This window comes from Coprococcus sp. HPP0074, from assembly GCF_964238105.1.
Lineage (GTDB): Bacteria > Bacillota > Clostridia > Lachnospirales > Lachnospiraceae > Faecalimonas > Faecalimonas umbilicata.
In genome coordinates, this window is record NZ_CAXSKS010000005.1 from 193595 (window position 1) to 212262 (window position 18668).

An 18668-nucleotide genomic window follows, 5' to 3' on the forward strand; every position below is an offset into this window, starting at 1 on the left:
AGAGATATGGGACAAGGCAGTATTATTGGATATGATCTGAGTGAAGAAGGATGCCAGATCAGCTATTATAATGAAGCGCAGCATGAACCGGAGACAGTGAAAAACGAGTCCGGAGAATATCAGATTCCTCTTGTGATCGGATGCAAGAATGATGCATGGTATATCGGGGAAGAGGCTCGCAGTCATGCAAAACACAAGGATGGGGCGATGGCGACAGATCTGCTTGCCAAAAGTATGCACGGAGCTAAGATCCATTTGGGGAGAAGAACTTACGATGCAGTGTGGCTTCTTGCAAAATTTATCCGTCTGACGCTTCAGCAGTTTGACAAGATTGATTCGATTGTCTTCTGTGTGCCCGAGATGAGTCCGGATATTGCAAGGATGCTGAGGGGCATTGGGCAGCGGATGGGAATCGAACGGAAGAAGATCCATGTGCAGGACTACAAAGAAAGTTACTGCTATTTTATGTTTTATCAGCCAAAAGAGCTTTGGCAATATGAATCGGCGCTGTTTTACTGTGACAAAAGACAGATTAAGGCATATATGTTAAGTCAGATTGCGGCGGGAGCAAAGTTGAAAAAACAGACGTTTGTCACCGTTGATGAGGTGGCAAGTGCTCAGATGGAAGAGTTGAAAGCGGTGTATCCGGTGCTGAATGTCGAGCAGGCTAAGATGGCAGATTTTCGCTTTCAAAAATTTATCGAGAGTGTATTTGAGAAAAAAATCGTTTCCTCTGTATTTCTGATGGGAGAAGGATTTGAAAATAACTGGTATCCGAATTCCTTGAAGGTGTTGTGTAATGGAAGAAGGGCATTTCTTGGAAATAATCTGTACAGCAAAGGAGCATGCTATACAGCATACCAGCGTGGACAGGAAGAACTGATGGAAGAACAGGAAGGGCCGGTGTATCTTGATGAAAGTAAGCTGAAAGAGCAGATTTCTATTCAGCTGCGGCAGCATGGAAAAGAAGAATGGTACCCACTTGTACCATGGGGCAGACATTGGTATGAAGGAGATGGTCAGTGGGAAGTGCTTTTAGAAGACACGGATGATATTGAAATCAAGGTGGAGTCCTTGCTGACCGGCACATCACGCATCGAGCGCGTGCAAGTAAATGAGCTTCCCAAACGTGCAAAATATACGATCCGGCTTCAAGTAGAAGTTCTTTTTGTCGAAGAGAATGTCTGCAAGATTCTGTTTAAAGATGTCGGATTTGGAGAATTTTTCCCGGCTACGGATTTTGTCAGGGAACATACGATTTATTTAGGAGGAAGAAATGAGCAGTTTGATACTATGTAATAAAAAGCGCGCAAAACAGCCGTACGAAGTGTCGCGAATCCACTGCCGGATCTACACATTGGAAGAACTCTGCTATTATCTCTCCAATAATCTGTATCTGATTGATTATACGATTGTCAATGAGAGACTCTGTGACTGGATAGAAGCAGAACTTGGGCTTTTAAGGCTGGCAGAGCAACTTCGGACGATGCTGCAAAAGCATAGCTCGGAAGAACGATTTGTCATGCGGATTTTGTCGAGCTCTTCGATTTATACAGCGGGAGAACTGCAGCAGATCCAAAATATTTTGGACCGGTTGAAAAATCAAAAAGAAATTGAACGACAGAAATATAAAGCGGATAATCTTTTGGAAAACAGAGAATTCGAAGATGCGATTCTTGTGTATCAGTCCATTTTATATGGCGATAGGGATGATTCGGTGGAAGATGCTTTTTATGGAAAGATTTATGCGTGCCTTGGATCGGCATATGGCAGACAATTTCTTTACCGGGAAGCGATGGAGATGTATGAAAAGGCGTTTCAGACATACAAAGAGCCGTCGATCGTCAAAGCGTATATTTACTGTGCGTATAAGGCGTATACAAAGGAAGAATATGAACTCTTTCTGCTGAAAAACACAGTGTACCCGAAAGTGCACCGGGAACTGATGGAGGAACTTCAGACATACGCACAGGAAAAACGTGCAGAAGGAAAAGAAAAGCTGCTGGAAATTGAAAAGATAAAATCAACGTACCGACGCAATCAACTTTGCTGATTGAAAAATAGGAAAGGAATTGGTGAAAGCATATGAAAAAAATGGAACAACTCTATGAGGGAAAAGCAAAAAGAGTATTTCTGACCGAAGATCCTGAGGTGGTGATCGTATCTTATAAGGATGATGCGACAGCATTTAATGGAGAGAAGAAAGGTATGATTTCTGGAAAAGGAGTGGTCAATAACCGGATGACAAATCATGTTTTTAAGATGATGGAAAAAGAAGGGATCCCTACTCATCTGGTAGAAGAGTTAAATGACCGTGAAACTGCTGTGAAGAAAGTGGAGATTGTACCACTTGAGGTGATTGTAAGAAATGTGGCAGCCGGGAGCTTTTCAAAACGGATGGGTGTCGAAGAAGGAACAGAACTCCTGTGCCCAATTTTAGAATTTAGTTATAAAAATGATGAACTTGGAGATCCATTTATTAATGATGATTATGCGTTAGCACTGGGATTGGCAGAGCAAGAGGAGATTGACACCATTCGTACTTATGCAAAAAAGGTAAATGAATTTTTGAAAGGATATTTCCTGGATGCAGGTATGAAATTGATTGATTTCAAAATTGAATTTGGACGATTGCCGGATGGAACAATCATTCTTGCAGATGAAGTGTCACCGGATACATGCAGACTCTGGGACGTAGATACCAATGAAAAACTTGACAAAGACAGATTCCGCCGTGATATGGGGAACGTCGAGGAAGCCTATGAAGAGGTTTTCCACCGTCTTGGACTTTTATAAAGAAAAGTAGAAGGAGAATAACAATATGAGCACTGACAGATATCAAAGCCCGTTATCAGAAAGATATGCAAGTAAAGAAATGCAGTTTGTCTTCTCGCCGGATATGAAATTCCGCACATGGAGAAAACTCTGGATCGCGCTTGCGGAGACAGAAAGAGAACTTGGACTAAATATTACGGAAGAACAGATTGAAGAAATGAAGGCGCACGCAGATTGTATCAACTACGATGTGGCAAGAGCGCGTGAAAAAGTAGTACGACATGATGTGATGGCGCATGTGTATGCTTTTGGCCAGCAATGCCCGAAGGCGAAAGGAATTATACATCTTGGAGCTACATCTTGTTATGTTGGAGATAATACAGATATTATTGTGATGGCAGAGGCGCTTAAAATTGTGAAAAAGAAACTGGTCAATGTTATCGCAGAACTTGCAAAGTTTGCAGATGAGTATAAAGCACTTCCGACGCTTGCGTTCACGCATTTTCAGCCGGCACAGCCTACGACAGTTGGAAAGAGGGCAACGCTTTGGATGCAGGAGTTTCTGATGGATCTGGAAGATTTGGAATATGTAGCCGGAAGTCTGAAACTTCTCGGCTCCAAAGGAACAACAGGGACTCAGGCAAGCTTTTTGGAACTGTTTGATGGGGACCAGGACACCATCGATAAGATTGATCCGATGATTGCACAGAAAATGGGATTTAAAGCCTGCTATCCGGTTTCCGGTCAGACTTATTCTAGAAAAGTAGATACAAGGGTGTTAAATGTTCTTGCGGGAATTGCGGCAAGTGCGCACAAATTTTCTAATGATATTCGTTTGCTTCAACATTTAAAAGAAGTAGAAGAGCCATTTGAAAAATCCCAGATAGGGTCTTCTGCGATGGCTTATAAGAGAAATCCGATGCGGAGCGAGAGGATTGCGTCTCTGTCCAGATATGTGATGGCAGATGCACTGAATCCGGCAATCACATCTGCTACACAGTGGTTTGAAAGAACTTTAGATGATTCTGCAAACAAAAGGCTTAGCATACCGGAAGGATTTTTGGCAATAGATGGTATTTTGGATCTGTGCCTGAATGTGGTGGATGGACTTGTCGTATATCCGAAGGTGATTGAAAAGCGTCTGCGTGCAGAACTTCCATTTATGGCAACAGAAAATATTATGATGGATGCAGTAAAGGCCGGAGGAGACAGACAGGAACTTCATGAGAGAATTCGCGAACTTTCTATGGAGGCAGGACGCAATGTAAAGGAAAAAGGTCTGGATAATAATTTGTTGGAATTAATTGCGGCAGATCCGGCATTTAATATGACATTGGAAGAATTGCAGCAAACAATGGAACCGTCCAGATATACAGGACGGGCGAAAGAACAGGTAGAAAGCTTCCTTGAGAATGTAATCCGTCCGGTTTTAGAAGAGAATCAAGCAGTTCTTGGAATGACTGCTGAGATCAATGTCTAATGTACGATAGCGCTGTAAGTGTGGAAGTAGAAGAAATATTGTAACAATTGCAATAAATAGATATTTTGTATAGAAAGAAAAGAGACGAATGCCAAACGGACATTCGTCTTTTTTCATAGGTTTTTTGTCGAAAGCGGTTTGTTTTCTGTCGAAAACTAGCAAATTGACAAAAATTTGACTAAGATTTCAAAAGATGAAAAAAGACAATAGACAAAATTAACAAAATAAGATATAATGAAATATGCAAAATAAATAAAAAACAAAGTTCATATATAGAAGATATAAATAAACACCTAAAAATGTGTAAAAATCTGAACAAAGATGTGTAAAATGCATAAAAAGAGTTGAAATAATCCCGCTCATCATGTAATATATATGACATAAGAGATGTTCAATAAAACCACCGAAAAAACGGTGCGTGAGGAGGGATTTGTTTGAGTCTGAATGATTTAGTAGTAGCCATTCAAGGTGTACTAGCAGACAAAATCCTGATTGTAGTTTTGGTAGGTGCTGGACTTTGGTTCACATTTAACCTTGGCTTCATTCAGGTAAGAGGATTCGGAGAAGGCTGGAAGCGTACTTTTGGAGGTCTCTTCAAAAAAAGCGACAAGGCCGGAAAAGAAGGAATGTCTTCCTTCCAGGCGTTAGCAACAGCTATCGCGGCACAAGTAGGTACAGGTAACCTTGCGGGAGCAGCAACAGCAATCGCTATGGGTGGTCCTGGAGCAATTTTCTGGATGTGGGTAAGTGCTTTCTTAGGAATGGCAACAATTTATGCCGAAGCACTTATGGCTCAGAAGTACAAACAGGTCGGAGATGACGGAACAGTTACCGGAGGTCCTGTATACTACATCAGAGCAGCATTTACCGGAAAATTCGGTAAGATTCTTGCAGCAACATTTGCAGTACTCATTATCTTTGCATTAGGTTTTATGGGAAATGCAGTACAGTCTAACTCCATTGGAGATGCATTCGGAACAGCATTTGGAATTAATCCATGGATTGTCGGTATTATTATCGCAGCTATTTCGTTGTTTGTCTTTGTGGGTGGTATTTCAAGAATCGCTTCCTTGACAGAAAAGATCGTCCCGATCATGGCAGCATTCTACATTGTGGGTGCATTGATTGTCATCATCTGTAACGGAAATATGATTCCGAAAGCATTTCACGATATCTTCGTAGGAGCTTTCAATCCGCAGGCAATCGGCGGTGGAGTTCTTGGTTGGACAGTATCTAGAGCACTTGCAAGAGGTGTTGGACGTGGATTGTTCTCAAATGAAGCAGGTATGGGATCTACACCACATGCACATGCAGTTGCAAAGGTAGATCATCCTGTAGAACAAGGTTTTGTTGCTATGATGGGTGTGTTTATTGATACATTTGTTGTTCTGACTTTAACAGCACTTGTAATCCTTACAAGTGGTATGGTAGGACAGACAGATCCATTGACAGGAGCAGCTTTCACAGGAACAGCTCTTACACAGGCTGGATTTGCAAGCGTATTTGGAAAATTTGGAGAAGTTTTCATTGCAATCTGTATGTTCTTCTTCGCATTTTCTACAATCATCGGATGGTATTTCTTCGGTGAAGCAAATATCAAGTACTTATTTGGATCAAAAGCAGTGAAAGTATATGCGATTCTTGTAGCGGTATGTATCGTAGCAGGATCAGCAGTAAAAGTTGATTTAATCTGGAACATGGCAGACTGCTTCAACAGTGCAATGGTAATTCCGAATATTATCGGTCTGTTTGCACTGAGTAAGGTAGTAAAAGAAGTACACAAAGATTACTTTAATAACTTCAAGCCAAAACAGATGAAGAAAAAATAAATATTGGAAAAGAAGATGGGAAGATATTTCTTGTGAGAGCGTTTCTGAAATAGGAAACCGCCGAAGATGCAAACCAGGTAACGGTCAATTAACTGGTGAAACTTTCAGGCAAAAGGAGTGAGAAATGGACCATATTCTGGACTTGGACGTAATGTCAGAAAAGAACAGAAAGGACGACTTGGTAGCAACAGTTACGAAAGCCGTCCTTTTTTTAACAACAAGGTGAGAACATGAAAAAAGCATTTAAGATAGTAACAAACAATCCCTTAGTAAAAGAAACATTAGAAAATGAATATCATATTGAGTTCGTAGAGTGCTCCTATGAGGAGATACTTAGAAAAGTAAGAAACTATATTTATGAAGGATATGAGCTTCTGACACATCCGCTGTCTGGAAGTGTGAAGCCGAATGAAACACCGTATAAATCGATTATGGTGTCAGAAAAGAAAGAAAAGCTGGATCCGCGGTCTATGGAGATTATTGAGTATGCGATTCAGTCTTGTAAAAAATTTCAGTTTAAATCAGATAAGTATGCACCGGAAGTCTATGAAGATTTTCAAGTGGTGGATTTGAAATTGATTGAGAGTGCAATTCCGTCTGCGATTTTTTAAAGAAAGAATCGCAGATGGGATTGAATAGCAAGAGAAAATGAAAAATTCAATGACATTGGCTGTAATAGTACGTTAAGGTACTTAGAGCATATATAACTAAACACAATAAAGGAGGGAATTTACAGTGAGAAGATTAGAATTAGGTCACATTAACATTAAAGACATTCAGTTTGGACCAGAGTCTAAAATCGAAGATGGCGTACTTTATGTTGATGAAGAAGCTGTAAAAGCAATCGTTCTTGAGGACGAAAGAATTAAAGACTGCAAGCTTGATATTGCAAGACCGGGTGAGAGCGTAAGAATCACACCTGTAAAAGATGTTATCGAGCCACGTGTAAAAGTTGAAGGTCGTGGAGGAATTTTCCCAGGTGTAATCAGCAAAGTGGATACAGTTGGTGAAGGTAAAACATATGCACTCAAAGGTATGGCTGTTGTTACAGCAGGTAAGATCGTTGGTTTCCAGGAAGGTATCATCGATATGACAGGCCCAGGTGCAGAATATACACCATTCTCAAAATTAAACAACTTAGTTGTTGTATGTGAACCTGTAGAAGGAATCAAACAGCACGATTATGAGCCAGCTGTAAGATTTGCAGGATTCAGAGTAGCTGTTTACCTTGGAGAGTTAGCTCGTGAACTGACACCAGATAAAACAGAAGTATTTGAAACATATGGAGTTATGGAAGGTGCTGAAAAATTCCCAGGACTTCCAAGAGTAGCATATGTTCAGATGTTACAGTCTCAGGGATTACTTCACGATACATATGTATACGGAGTAGATGCTAAGAAAACATTATCTACAATTATGACACCAACAGAAATTATGGACGGTGCTATCGTATCTGGTAACTGTGTATCTGCATGTGATAAGAACCCTACATATGTACATGAAAACAATGGTGTTGTACATGACTTATTTGAAGAACACGGTAAAACATTAAACTTTGTTTGCCATATTATTACAAACGAAAACGTATACCTTGCTGATAAGCAGCGCTCATCAGACTGGACAGCTAAACTTTGCCGTTTATTAGATCTTGATGGTATCGTATTATCTCAGGAAGGTTTCGGTAACCCAGATACAGACCTTATCATGAACTGTAAGAAAATCGAAGCAGAAGGTGTTAAGACAGTAATTATTACTGACGAATACGCTGGACGTGATGGAAAATCTCAGTCATTAGCAGATGCTGACGTGGCAGCTGACGCAGTAATCACAGGCGGAAATGCTAATCAGGTCATCGTACTTCCAAAACTTGACAAAGTAATCGGAACATTAGATTACGTGAACACAATCGCTGGTGGTAACGAACACAGCTTACGTGAAGATGGAACAATCGAAGTTGAGATCCAGGCAATTACTGGTGCAACAAACGAAACAGGTTTCGGTTACTTAAGTGCAAGATAGGGAAGGAGGAAAAAGATAATGATTAAAGTAGTACATTATATCAACCAGTTCTTCGCTCAGATCGGTGGAGAAGAAATGGCTCACATCCCTGCAGAGCGTCACGATGGTGAAGTAAAGGGACCAGGAGCAGCATTTAAAGCAGCATTCAAAGATGAAGCAGAGATTATCTCTACAATCGTATGTGGTGACTCTTACTTCAACGAGAATCTTGAAGAAGCAAAAGCAACAATTTTAGCATGGGTGAAAGAGTTAAACCCAGACGTATTTATCGCTGGACCAGCTTTCAACGCTGGACGTTACGGTGTAGCTTGTGGTACAATCTGTGACGCTGTTCAGGAAGAATTAGGAATTCCTGCAGTAACAGGTATGTACGTAGAAAACCCAGGTGCTGATATGTTCAAAAACAAAGTATATACAGTACCTACAAAGAACAATGCAGCAGGTGCTAGAGATGCCGTTAAGAAAATGGCTCCATTAGCTCTTAAATTAGCTAAAAAAGAAGCAATCGGTGCATCTTGCCAGGATAACTACATGCCAAACGGAGTACGTGTAAACTTCTTTGAAGAAAAACGTGGTTCTAGACGTGCAGTAGATATGTTACTTGCAAAATTAGCTGATAAGCCATACACAACAGAATACCCAATGCCGGCATTCGACAGAGTAGCTCCAAACCCAGCTGTAAAAGATCTTTCTAAAGCTACAATCGCTTTAGTAACATCTGGTGGTATTGTTCCGAAAGGAAATCCAGATCATATCGAATCTTCAAACGCTTCTCACTATGGTGAGTACGATATTACAGGAGTTATGGATTTAACAGAAGAAACATACGAGACAGCTCATGGTGGATACGACCCAGTATACGCTAACGAAGATGCTGACCGTGTTCTTCCGGTTGACGTTCTCCGCGATATGGAAAAAGAAGGAATCATCGGAAAATTACACAATAAATTCTACACAACAGTTGGTAACGGTACTGCAGTAGCATCTTCAAAAGCATTTGCAGATGAATTTGCTCAGAAACTGAAAGCAGATGGAGTTGACGCAGTTATCCTGACTTCTACTTGAGGTACTTGTACACGTTGCGGTGCAACGATGGTTAAAGGTGTAGAAGCTGCTGGACTTCCAGTAGTACACATGTGTACAGTAACACCAATTTCTATGACAGTTGGTGCTAACAGAATCGTTCCTACAATTGCTATTCCACATCCACTTGGAAATCCTGCTTTAGAGAAGGAAGAGGAATACAAATTACGTAGAGAATTAGTTGAGAAGGCTCTTGTAGCTCTTCAGACAGAAGTAGAAGATCAGACAATTTTCGAATAATTCTACAAGAAAGAAGGAGAACAGCGTTATGAGCAAAATTTATGACGTAGTGATCCTGGGTGCAGGTCCTGCTGGTTTAGCAGCAGGTCTGTACGCAGGAAGAGCAAGAATGTCTGTATTAATCGTAGAAAAAGGTAAAGACGGTGGACAGATTGCTATTACAGATGAGATTGAAAACTATCCTGGACAGATTGTTGAGGGTGAAAGTGGCCCATCTCTGATCGCCAGAATGACAGAGCAGTGTGAAAAATTCGGTGTAGAGAGAGTGACAGATGTTATCAATGACGTTGTACTGGAAGGTGACGTGAAGAAACTGATTAGTGCAAAAGGAGAATACTGCGGTAAAACTCTTATCATTGCAACAGGTGCTTTTGCAAGACCAATTGGCTGCAAAGGTGAAAAAGAATTCATGGGAAAAGGTGTTTCCTACTGTGCTACATGTGATGCGAACTTCTTCGAAGATTTTGAAGTATATGTAGTAGGTGGCGGCGACTCAGCTGTTGAAGAAGCTATGTACCTTACAAAATTCGCAAGAAAAGTTACAATCATCCACAGACGTGATGAACTTCGTGCAGCAAAATCTATTCAGGAAAAAGCATTCAAGAACCCGAAACTTCACTTTATGTGGGATACTGTTGTAGAGGAAGTTGGAGGAGATGGAATCCTTTCTGAAATGACAGTTAAGAATGTAAAAACTGGAGAACTCACAAAGATCGTTGCTGATGAAGAAGACGGAATGTTTGGTGTATTCGGATTTATCGGAACATTACCAAGCACAAAGATCTTCGAAGGAAAAGGTCTTGAACTTGATGAAAGAGGATACATTCCAACAGATGATAATATGAAGACAAATATCCCAGGCGTATTTGCAGCAGGTGATGTTCGTGTGAAGAGTCTTCGTCAGGTAGTTACAGCTGCTGCAGACGGAGCAATCGCTACTACACAGTGCGAGAAATACATTAACGAAATGGAATAATTTTTCACAAGGAGGGCATGTAAAATGTTAGAAGTAGATAAAAATACATTTCAGGCAGAAGTATTAGAGGCAGAAGGATACGTATTCGTAGATTTCTTTGGTGATGGATGTGTACCATGCCAGGCATTAATGCCATTCGTACACTCTATGGCAGATCAGTACGGAGATAAATTAAAATTCACATCTCTGAATACAACAAAAGCTCGTCGTCTTGCTATTGGACAGAAAATCTTAGGACTTCCTGTTATGGCTATTTACAAAGACGGAGAAAAAGTAGAAGAACTTGTAAAAGATGACGCTACAGAAGCTAATATTGAAGCTATGATCAAAAAATACATCTAATTAGAAAATCTATTTGTATTTTTTAGAAAAAGCATGTATACTTAATGCGTACAAAGCCGAACAGGCTTTTACGGGAGTGTGAAAGCATTCCAAATATAAATTTATACTAAAAGTAAAATGAAAGGAAGGAGAAAAAGCCATGGCAATTTTAGATGGAAAAAAAGTAATTATCATTGGCGACCGTGATGGTGTGCCAGGACCAGCTATTGCAGAATGTGTTAAGACAGCCGGTGGAGAAGTAGTTTTTTCTTCAACTGAATGCTTCGTCTGAACTAGCGCAGGTGCAATGGATCTTGAGAATCAGAAAAGAGTTAAAGACTTTGCAGACGAATTCGGTGCAGAGAATTTAGTAGTACTCGTTGGAGCAGCAGAAGGAGAGGCAGCAGGATTAGCTGCTGAGACAGTTACTGCTGGTGACCCAACATTCGCAGGACCATTGACAGGGGTCGAGTTAGGACTCACGGTATATCATGTATGTGAACCAGAATTGAAAGAAGAATTCGATGAAGCTGTTTACGATGAGCAGGTAGGTATGATGGAAATGGTACTTGACGTTGATGATATCGTAAGCGAGATGTCATCTATTCGTGAACAATTTTGTAAATATTTATAGAAGATAAGTATTTATAACGAAAATCTGATTTGATTTTGGGTTTTCTACGGGTGATGGAGTAAATGCTTACTTCATCACCCTTTATTTTTAGTATATATAAAAAATTCTCATTTTAAACATCTAAAAGAAAGGTGGAACCTTCAAATGAACAGTGTAATTAAAGGAGCCAGCTATGTACTGGCACATACTCCACAGATGGTAGTGTATAATGGAACAACTCAGACAACAGAGAGAGTTGTGAACCCAGAATCTGAATACTTAAAAGAACTTGAAAGTCATCTTCGTTCTTACGAAGAATGTGTAAACTACTGGCCAAACCAAGTATATATTGGAAACGCACATCCGGATGAACTCGCAGAAGTAGAGTTCCCTTACTATGATAAAGTAAAAGAAGGCGCAGAGAGATTTGGTAAATACGGTGAGATTATGCCGGAGAACGAATTCCTTCTTTTAGTTCAGACATGTGATATGTTTGAAGTTGTAAAATTAGACAAAGACTTTGTTGCAGCAACAAAAGAAGCATTTGTTTCTAATCCAATTATTACAGAAGCAATCGCAGCAAGAGTAGAAGAAGGTGTAGAACTTAGTGAAGTTGAGCATCTGGTAAACGAAGAACATGCAGAAGGACTTTACATCGCTGGCAAATTAGTTGGTTGTGTGAAGAGAGCACATGATATCGATGTGAACCTTTCTGCTCATGTAATGCATGAAAACATGATGAGCAAAGCTACAAGTGTACTTGCTTTATTATATGCTGTAAGAAACACAGGAATCGATGCAGGAGATATCGAGTACGTTATCGACTGTGCAGAAGAAGCTTGTGGTGATATGAACCAGCGTGGTGGTGGAAACTTTGCAAAAGCTGCAGCAGAAGTTGCTGGACTTATGAATGCAACAGGTTCTGACTCACGTGGATTCTGTGCTGGTCCTTCACATGCTTTAATTGAAGCAGCAGCTCTTGTAAAATCAGGTGCTTACAAATGTGTAGCTGTAACAGCTGGTGGATGTACAGCAAAACTTGGTATGAACGGAAAAGACCATGTGAAGAAAGGTCTTCCAATCTTAGAAGACTGTCTTGCAGGATTCTGTGTAATCATCGCAGAAAATGATGGTGTTAGCCCAGAAATCAACCTTGACATCTTAGGACGTCATACAGTTGGTACAGGATCTGCTCCACAGAACGTAATCGGAAGCCTTGTAGCTGATCCTCTTGCAAGAGTAGGATTAAAGATTACAGATATTGACAAATACTCTCCAGAAATGCAGAACCCAGATATTACAAAACCTGCAGGAGCTGGTGATGTTCCGTTAGCTAACTATAAGATGATCGCTGCTTTAGCTGTTAAAAAAGGTGATCTTGAGAAGAAAGATATGCCAGGATTTGCAGCAAAACACGGTCTGACAGGTTGGGCTCCGACTCAGGGACATATCCCTTCAGGTGTTCCATACATCGGATTTGCAGTAGAAGATATCAAAGCAGGTAAGATCAAAAATGCTATGATCGTTGGTAAAGGAAGCTTATTCCTTGGCCGTATGACAAACCTTTTTGATGGTGTTTCATTTGTAATTCAGGCAAACACAGGTGCAGAAGACAATTCTGGTGTTTCTGAAGAAGAAGTAAAAGGATTGATCGCAAAAGCAATGAAAGATTTTGCAGAAACTCTTATGGCAGCAGAATAGAGAGGTGGACAAAATGGCAAATATAGAAAAAATGATTGCTTCCACTTTTATGGAGATTGCTCAGGGACTGGAGACAGGAAGCTTTGGCAAACGTCCTAAAATCGCTCTTACAGGTATGGGAAGCGAACACGGAGAAGAAAACTCCATGGCTGCAGCAATTGAGGCTGCAAAGGATGGAATAGATGTGTACTACATCGGTACATTAGAAGCAGAAGGAGTTACAACAGTCAAAGTGGCTAACGATGAAGAAGGCCACGATAAGATGGAAGAAATGCTGAAAAATAAAGAAGTGGATGCGGCAGTAACAATGCATTTCCCATTCCCAATCGGTGTTTCTACTGTTGGACGTTGTGTAACACCTGCAACTGCAAAAGAAATGTTTATTGCAAATACAACAGGTACATCCAGCACAGATCGTATCGAAGGTATGATTAAAAATGCAATCTACGGTGTAATCGCAGCAAAAGCTTGCGGGAAAAAGAACCCATCTGTTGGTATCTTAAATGTAGATGGCGCTCGTCAGACTGAGAAAGCTTTAAAAGAGCTTCAGAGCAACGGATATGATATTACATTTGCAGAGTCAGGAAGAGCTGACGGTGGATGTGTGATGAGAGGTAATGATGTACTTCAGGCTTCTCCAGATATCATGGTTACAGATTCTCTTACAGGTAATATCCTTGTGAAGATGCTTTCTTCTTTCAATACAGGAGGAAGTTTTGAAGCAACAGGATTTGGATATGGACCAGGTATTGGTGAAGGATACGAACAGCTTGTTATGATCGTTTCCCGTGCTTCCGGTGCTCCTGTTATCGCAAATGCGATTCGTTATGCAGCACAGCTTGTACGTGGAAAAGTATTTGAAGTTGCAAAAGATGAATTTGCAGCAGTGAAAAAAGCTGGATTCAATGATATCCTTAACAAATACAAAACTGTAGCAAAACCAGCAGCTGAAGAGGAAGTAAAAGAACCTCCGAAGGAGATTGTTACAGCACAGATTCCAGGTATCGAAGTAATGGATCTTGAAGATGCTGTAAAAGCACTCTGGAAGATTAATATTTATGCAGAAAGTGGAATGGGTTGTACAGGACCTATCATCCGTGTATCTGATGCAAATCTTGCAAAAGCAGAAGAAGAACTGAAAAAAGCAGGTTATATCAATTAATTAAGCCTCTAAGTATTTAGTTATAGAAAGAGAAAGCATTTCCGTGTGGGATGCTTTCTTTTTTCGGTTTTATATAAGGTGAATGGAAAACAATGAAGATAAAAACTGAAAATTAATGAAATAATTATAAATTATAAGAAACAAATGTCTATTTATTGAAATAGATAAAAATAAATGTTACAATATCTCTGATAAAAACGAAAGTGGGGGATATTGTATGACCGTAGAAAGATTGATGGACATTTTGAAGGAAAGCAAATATACTGTCGTTTTAAGCGGAAATGGAATGGTTCTAGAAAGCGATTATATGTTGATCCGCGACAGTCAGGAAAGCTACGATATCGAGAAGAAATATAGGTATTCTGCAGAGGAACTTTTCAGTAGTTCACTATTTTCTACAAGAAAAGAGTTATTCTATGAATTCTATCGAAATGAGATGCTCCCGCAATTAGAAAAGCCGCCGGGAGAAGGATTTTATGCTCTCGCAGCTTTAGAAAAGAAGGGTCTGATCGATACTGTGATCACAAGAAGAGTTTATCACCTTCCGACAAGAGCAGGCTGTAAAAATGTGATTGAACTGCATGGAAATATTTGCGAGCATTACTGTCCACATTGTGGGGAAGAATACTCTTTGGATTATATCAGACAGTCTCGGCGTGTTCCGCTTTGCACAAAATGTAATACAGCACTTCGTCCGAGGGCGGTTCTCTATGGCGAGATGGTAGACAATCAAGTGATGACAAAAGCGGCAGAAGAGGTAATGCGAGCAGATGTTGTTCTTGCACTTGGAACGAATTTAAAAACGACATTGTGTGAACAGCTACTTGGGTATTATGGAGGCAACAGGTTGATCTTAATTACATTAAAGGAGCACTTTTCAGATAAGTATGCGGATGGAGTGATCCATGACAGAGTAGATCAGACATTGTTAAAGATACTTTGCCAGTCAGAAAATCTACATAAGTTATATTAAGATGAATCGTTATGGGAGATTTCCCAAGAGAAGGAGGAATCCGCATCAAGGCTTTGTTTCTCCAAGTTTCTCCTTGTCAAGCGTGAATAAGTTGTATATAATGGAACATAGCGAAAAGCATTGCGCAAGCAAAAGAGAACAGGAGTGTGTAAAAATGAGTAAAGTAAGAACAAGATTTGCACCAAGCCCTACGGGAAGAATGCATGTAGGTAATCTGCGTACGGCATTGTATGCATATCTGATCGCAAAACATGAAGGCGGAGATTTTATGCTTCGTATTGAAGATACAGACCAGGAGAGATTTGTTGACGGAGCACTTGAGATCATTTATCGAACTCTGGAGAAGACTGGACTGATTCATGATGAAGGGCCGGATAAGGACGGTGGTGTCGGACCGTATGTACAGAGTGAGCGTCAGGCGATGGGAATTTATATGAAGTATGCAAAGCAGCTTATTGACCAGGGTGATGCGTACTATTGTTTTTGTGATAAAGAACGTTTAGAATCTTTAAAGAGCAAGGTGTCAGAGAGCGGTACTGAGATTGTAGCATACGATAAACATTGTCTGCATCTGAGCAAAGAAGAGATTGAGGCGAACCTTGCAGCCGGAAAACCATATGTAATCCGTATTAATATGCCGACAGAAGGAACAACGACATTCCACGATGACATTTACGGGGAAATCACAGTTCCAAATGAAGAATTGGATGATATGATCCTGATCAAATCAGATGGATACCCAACTTATAACTTTGCAAATGTTGTTGATGATCACTTGATGGGGATTACACATGTAGTAAGAGGAAATGAATATCTTTCTTCTGCACCAAAGTATAACAGGTTGTATGAAGCATTCGGATGGGAGATCCCGACTTACGTTCATTGTCCATTGATCACAAATGAGGAGCACAAGAAGTTGAGTAAGCGTTCCGGTCATTCTTCTTACGAAGATCTTCTGGAACAAGGATATCTGACAGAGGCAATCGTGAACTATGTAGCGCTGCTTGGATGGAGCCCATCGGATAACCGTGAAATTTTCTCGTTGGAGGAGCTTGTAGAAGCATTTGACTATCATCATATGAGCAAATCTCCGGCTGTGTTCGACACAATGAAGCTAAAATGGATGAACGGTGAGTATATGAAAGCAATGGATTTTGACAAGTTTTATGAACTTGCAAAACCATATATTGAGGAAGTTATTCATAAAGATTATGATTTAAAGAAGATTGCAGGACTTGTGAAATCAAGAATTGAAGTGTTCCCGGATATCAAGGATCAGATTGATTTCTTTGAGGAGCTTCCAGAGTATGATATTGCGATGTACACACATAAGAAAATGAAAACAAATGCGGAGACATCGCTGGAAGTATTGCAGGAATTGCTTCCATTATTTGAAGCGCAGGAAGATTACAGCAATGATGCCTTATATGAAATGCTTAAAGGGTATGTAGAGAAGAAGGGCTGTAAGAACGGATATGCGATGTGGCCGGTCCGCACGGCAGTATCCGGTAAGCAGAATACACCGGGCGGTGCGACAGAGATTATGGAGATTATCGGCAAAGAAGAGTCTTTGAATCGTATCCGCAAGGCAATTGAACTGCTGGGTGCATAATGGGGTTTAATGAAGCTCAGACAAAAGCAATCTGTCATAAAAATGGGCCGGCAATGGTACTTGCCGGCCCAGGTTCAGGAAAAACATTGGTCATCACAAGACGAGTAGAATATCTGATTAAAAAGTATGGGGTCAGACCGGAGCAGATTCTTGTCATTACCTTTACAAAAGCGGCGGCGAAGGAAATGCGGGAGCGATTTGCAAAAATTACAAAAGACGATCGTTTTCCAGTTACGTTTGGGACTTTCCATGGTATTTACTATGGGATTTTGAAATGGGCATACCGGATGAATGCATCAAATATTTTTTCGGAGGAAGAAAAGATGATGCTTTTAAGGGAAGTCATTGCCGGGATGGAATTGGAGATCGAAGATGAGAAAGAATTTTTACAGGGAATTGCCTCTGAGATCGGCCAGATCAAAAATAACAGACTTTCGCTGGAGGAGTATGAATCCAGCAACTGTTCGGATCAGATGTTTCGTCAAATTTATGAGGAATATGAGCGAAGAAGAAAGCTTTTAAAGAAAATCGACTTTGATGACATGCTTGTTTTATGCTATGAACTGTTTCAGAAGAGACCGGATATTCTTCAAATGTGGCAGAAAAAATTTCAATATATTTTAATCGATGAATTTCAGGACATCAACCAAGTGCAGTATGATGTGATTCGTATGCTTGCACTTCCAGAAAACAATCTGTTTATTGTCGGGGATGATGATCAGTCTATTTACCGTTTCCGCGGAGCAAGACCAGAGATCATGCTCGGATTTTCTAAAGATTATCCCAATGCAAAATCAATTATACTGGATGTGAATTATCGGTCTACAAAGGCTGTTGTGAGTGCTGCAAGAAGAGTGATTGAGAGGAATAAGAACCGTTATCAGAAGGAGATTATCACTGTAAATGAGCAGGGGGACAATGTACATATTCAAGAAGTACGTCATCCGGTAGAGGAGAGCCACTACGTCAGAGAACAGATTGCAAAAGCAGTTGCAGCAGGAACTGAGCCATCGCAGATTGCGGTATTATATCGTACAAATACGGAGCCGCGTGCGCTTGTGGAGACATTCATGGAATATCATATTCCATTTCAGATGAAAGAGCATCTCCCCAATCTGTATGAGCACTTTATCGGGAGAGATTTTCAGGCATATATGCGGATGGCGCTTGGGGGAAGAGACCGCGGAGATTTTCTGATGATCATGAATCGGCCAAATAGATATATTGGCAGAGATAGTGTGGATCGCGGAGAGATTTCTTTTGAAAACCTGCGGAAATATTATATGGAAAAAGACTGGATGGTAGATCGGATCGACCAGCTGGAAGTGGATCTGAAAGTGATCAGCCGAATGACTCCGTATGCGGCAATTCAGTATATCAGAAAAAGTGTTGGCTATGATCTGTTCTTAAATGAGTATGCGATCAAACGGAAGATGAAACTGGAAGATCTTCAGGAATTGATTCGGGAACTGGAAGAGCGTGCCAAAGAATTTAAGACAATCGAAGAATGGTTCGCCCATATTGAAAAATATACAGAGGAATTGCGGCTGCAGGCAGTCACACGGACAGAGAATAGAAATGCAGTGTCTCTTATGACATTTCATGCGGCAAAAGGGCTGGAGTATGATACCGTATTTATCATTGGAGCCAACGAAGATGTGACACCGTATAAAAAGGCAGAACTTCCAGAGGAGATGGAGGAGGAACGTCGAATGTTCTATGTGGCAATGACACGCGCAAAGAAACACTTGACGATCAGCTATGTGAGAGAAAAAAATGGAAAAGCGATGGAGCAGTCCAGATTTCTTGGGGAACTGTTTCAGAACAGACCTACAAGATAAGAATGAATTTCTAAGGAATGTTTCCAGAAGAGACATATAATTA

The 18668-nt window shown here is 40.5% G+C and carries 16 protein-coding genes and 1 riboswitch; all 16 genes read left to right on the forward strand.

The window, feature by feature from the left end; translation table 11 throughout:
* Positions 1 to 6: 6 nt before the first annotated feature.
* The 16 genes from ACESPO_RS08240 to ACESPO_RS08315 all read left to right on the forward strand — a co-directional run bounded on the left by ACESPO_RS08240 (position 7) and on the right by ACESPO_RS08315 (position 18625).
* Entirely contained in the window at positions 7 to 1299 is a 1293-nt protein-coding gene (locus ACESPO_RS08240) for a DUF5716 family protein (protein ID WP_499788672.1), read from the forward strand.
* The gene (locus ACESPO_RS08245; RefSeq protein ID WP_009262181.1) at positions 1277 to 2053 is read left to right on the forward strand and encodes a hypothetical protein; all 777 of its coding nucleotides are present in this window, start codon (positions 1277 to 1279) and stop codon (positions 2051 to 2053) included. Before ACESPO_RS08240 ends, ACESPO_RS08245 begins: the two co-directional genes overlap by 23 nt.
* A 32-nt stretch (positions 2054 to 2085) precedes the next feature.
* Complete coding sequence (gene purC / locus ACESPO_RS08250; RefSeq protein ID WP_009262180.1) at positions 2086 to 2796, forward strand: phosphoribosylaminoimidazolesuccinocarboxamide synthase; 711 nt, start codon at positions 2086 to 2088, stop codon at positions 2794 to 2796.
* A gap of 25 nt (positions 2797 to 2821) precedes the next feature.
* Positions 2822 to 4255 (forward strand): adenylosuccinate lyase, encoded by a 1434-nt coding sequence (gene purB / locus ACESPO_RS08255; RefSeq protein ID WP_116442352.1) that lies wholly within the window; start codon positions 2822 to 2824, stop codon positions 4253 to 4255.
* A 434-nt stretch (positions 4256 to 4689) separates the two neighbouring features.
* On the forward strand, positions 4690 to 6084 hold the full coding sequence (locus ACESPO_RS08260) for an alanine/glycine:cation symporter family protein (protein ID WP_009262178.1): 1395 nt from the start codon (positions 4690 to 4692) through the stop codon (positions 6082 to 6084).
* Positions 6085 to 6105: 21 nt separating this feature from the next.
* Positions 6106 to 6214: riboswitch (glycine riboswitch) on the forward strand.
* 100 nt (positions 6215 to 6314) lie between these two features.
* Positions 6315 to 6695: a GrdX family protein gene (locus tag ACESPO_RS08265; RefSeq protein ID WP_008975175.1), complete on the forward strand. Its 381-nt coding sequence runs from the start codon at positions 6315 to 6317 to the stop codon at positions 6693 to 6695.
* 124 nt (positions 6696 to 6819) lie between these two features.
* On the forward strand, positions 6820 to 8103 hold the full coding sequence (locus tag ACESPO_RS08270) for a glycine/sarcosine/betaine reductase component B subunit (protein ID WP_008975176.1): 1284 nt from the start codon (positions 6820 to 6822) through the stop codon (positions 8101 to 8103).
* 18 nt (positions 8104 to 8121) lie between these two features.
* Positions 8122 to 9426 carry a glycine reductase complex selenoprotein B gene (gene grdB, locus ACESPO_RS08275; RefSeq protein WP_081636833.1) on the forward strand — a complete coding sequence of 435 codons (1305 nt, stop codon included), beginning with the start codon at positions 8122 to 8124 and terminating at the stop codon, positions 9424 to 9426.
* A 28-nt stretch (positions 9427 to 9454) separates the two neighbouring features.
* A complete protein-coding gene (gene trxB / locus ACESPO_RS08280) occupies positions 9455 to 10402 on the forward strand; it encodes a thioredoxin-disulfide reductase (protein WP_008975179.1) in 948 nt (315 codons plus the stop codon).
* Between the two features lie 24 nt (positions 10403 to 10426).
* Positions 10427 to 10744, forward strand: a complete 318-nt coding sequence (gene trxA, locus ACESPO_RS08285) for a thioredoxin TrxA (RefSeq protein WP_008975180.1) — start codon at positions 10427 to 10429, stop codon at positions 10742 to 10744.
* A 139-nt stretch (positions 10745 to 10883) separates the two neighbouring features.
* Positions 10884 to 11357, forward strand: a complete 474-nt coding sequence (grdA, locus tag ACESPO_RS08290; RefSeq protein WP_081636834.1) for a glycine/sarcosine/betaine reductase complex selenoprotein A — start codon at positions 10884 to 10886, stop codon at positions 11355 to 11357.
* A 144-nt stretch (positions 11358 to 11501) separates the two neighbouring features.
* Positions 11502 to 13037 (forward strand): glycine/sarcosine/betaine reductase complex component C subunit beta, encoded by a 1536-nt coding sequence (grdC, locus tag ACESPO_RS08295; protein ID WP_009262172.1) that lies wholly within the window; start codon positions 11502 to 11504, stop codon positions 13035 to 13037.
* A gap of 13 nt (positions 13038 to 13050) precedes the next feature.
* Complete coding sequence (gene grdD, locus ACESPO_RS08300) at positions 13051 to 14199, forward strand: glycine/sarcosine/betaine reductase complex component C subunit alpha (RefSeq protein ID WP_499788673.1); 1149 nt, start codon at positions 13051 to 13053, stop codon at positions 14197 to 14199.
* Between the two features lie 217 nt (positions 14200 to 14416).
* A complete protein-coding gene (locus tag ACESPO_RS08305) occupies positions 14417 to 15172 on the forward strand; it encodes an SIR2 family NAD-dependent protein deacylase (RefSeq protein ID WP_016438477.1) in 756 nt (251 codons plus the stop codon).
* Positions 15173 to 15326: 154 nt separating this feature from the next.
* The gene (gltX, locus tag ACESPO_RS08310) at positions 15327 to 16784 is read left to right on the forward strand and encodes a glutamate--tRNA ligase (protein ID WP_016438478.1); all 1458 of its coding nucleotides are present in this window, start codon (positions 15327 to 15329) and stop codon (positions 16782 to 16784) included.
* Positions 16784 to 18625: an ATP-dependent helicase gene (locus ACESPO_RS08315; RefSeq protein WP_499788674.1), complete on the forward strand. Its 1842-nt coding sequence runs from the start codon at positions 16784 to 16786 to the stop codon at positions 18623 to 18625. Before gltX ends, ACESPO_RS08315 begins: the two co-directional genes overlap by 1 nt.
* Positions 18626 to 18668: the final 43 nt, after the last annotated feature.

Coding starts and splice junctions, on each gene's coding strand:
- ACESPO_RS08240 (WP_499788672.1), top strand. CDS start 7: ATGGGACAAGGCAGTATTATTGGATATGATCTGAGTGAAGAAGGATGC.
- ACESPO_RS08245 (WP_009262181.1), top strand. CDS start 1,277: ATGAGCAGTTTGATACTATGTAATAAAAAGCGCGCAAAACAGCCGTAC.
- purC (WP_009262180.1), top strand. CDS start 2,086: ATGAAAAAAATGGAACAACTCTATGAGGGAAAAGCAAAAAGAGTATTT.
- purB (WP_116442352.1), top strand. CDS start 2,822: ATGAGCACTGACAGATATCAAAGCCCGTTATCAGAAAGATATGCAAGT.
- ACESPO_RS08265 (WP_008975175.1), top strand. CDS start 6,315: ATGAAAAAAGCATTTAAGATAGTAACAAACAATCCCTTAGTAAAAGAA.
- trxB (WP_008975179.1), top strand. CDS start 9,455: ATGAGCAAAATTTATGACGTAGTGATCCTGGGTGCAGGTCCTGCTGGT.
- trxA (WP_008975180.1), top strand. CDS start 10,427: ATGTTAGAAGTAGATAAAAATACATTTCAGGCAGAAGTATTAGAGGCA.
- grdC (WP_009262172.1), top strand. CDS start 11,502: ATGAACAGTGTAATTAAAGGAGCCAGCTATGTACTGGCACATACTCCA.
- grdD (WP_499788673.1), top strand. CDS start 13,051: ATGGCAAATATAGAAAAAATGATTGCTTCCACTTTTATGGAGATTGCT.
- ACESPO_RS08305 (WP_016438477.1), top strand. CDS start 14,417: ATGACCGTAGAAAGATTGATGGACATTTTGAAGGAAAGCAAATATACT.
- gltX (WP_016438478.1), top strand. CDS start 15,327: ATGAGTAAAGTAAGAACAAGATTTGCACCAAGCCCTACGGGAAGAATG.
- ACESPO_RS08315 (WP_499788674.1), top strand. CDS start 16,784: ATGGGGTTTAATGAAGCTCAGACAAAAGCAATCTGTCATAAAAATGGG.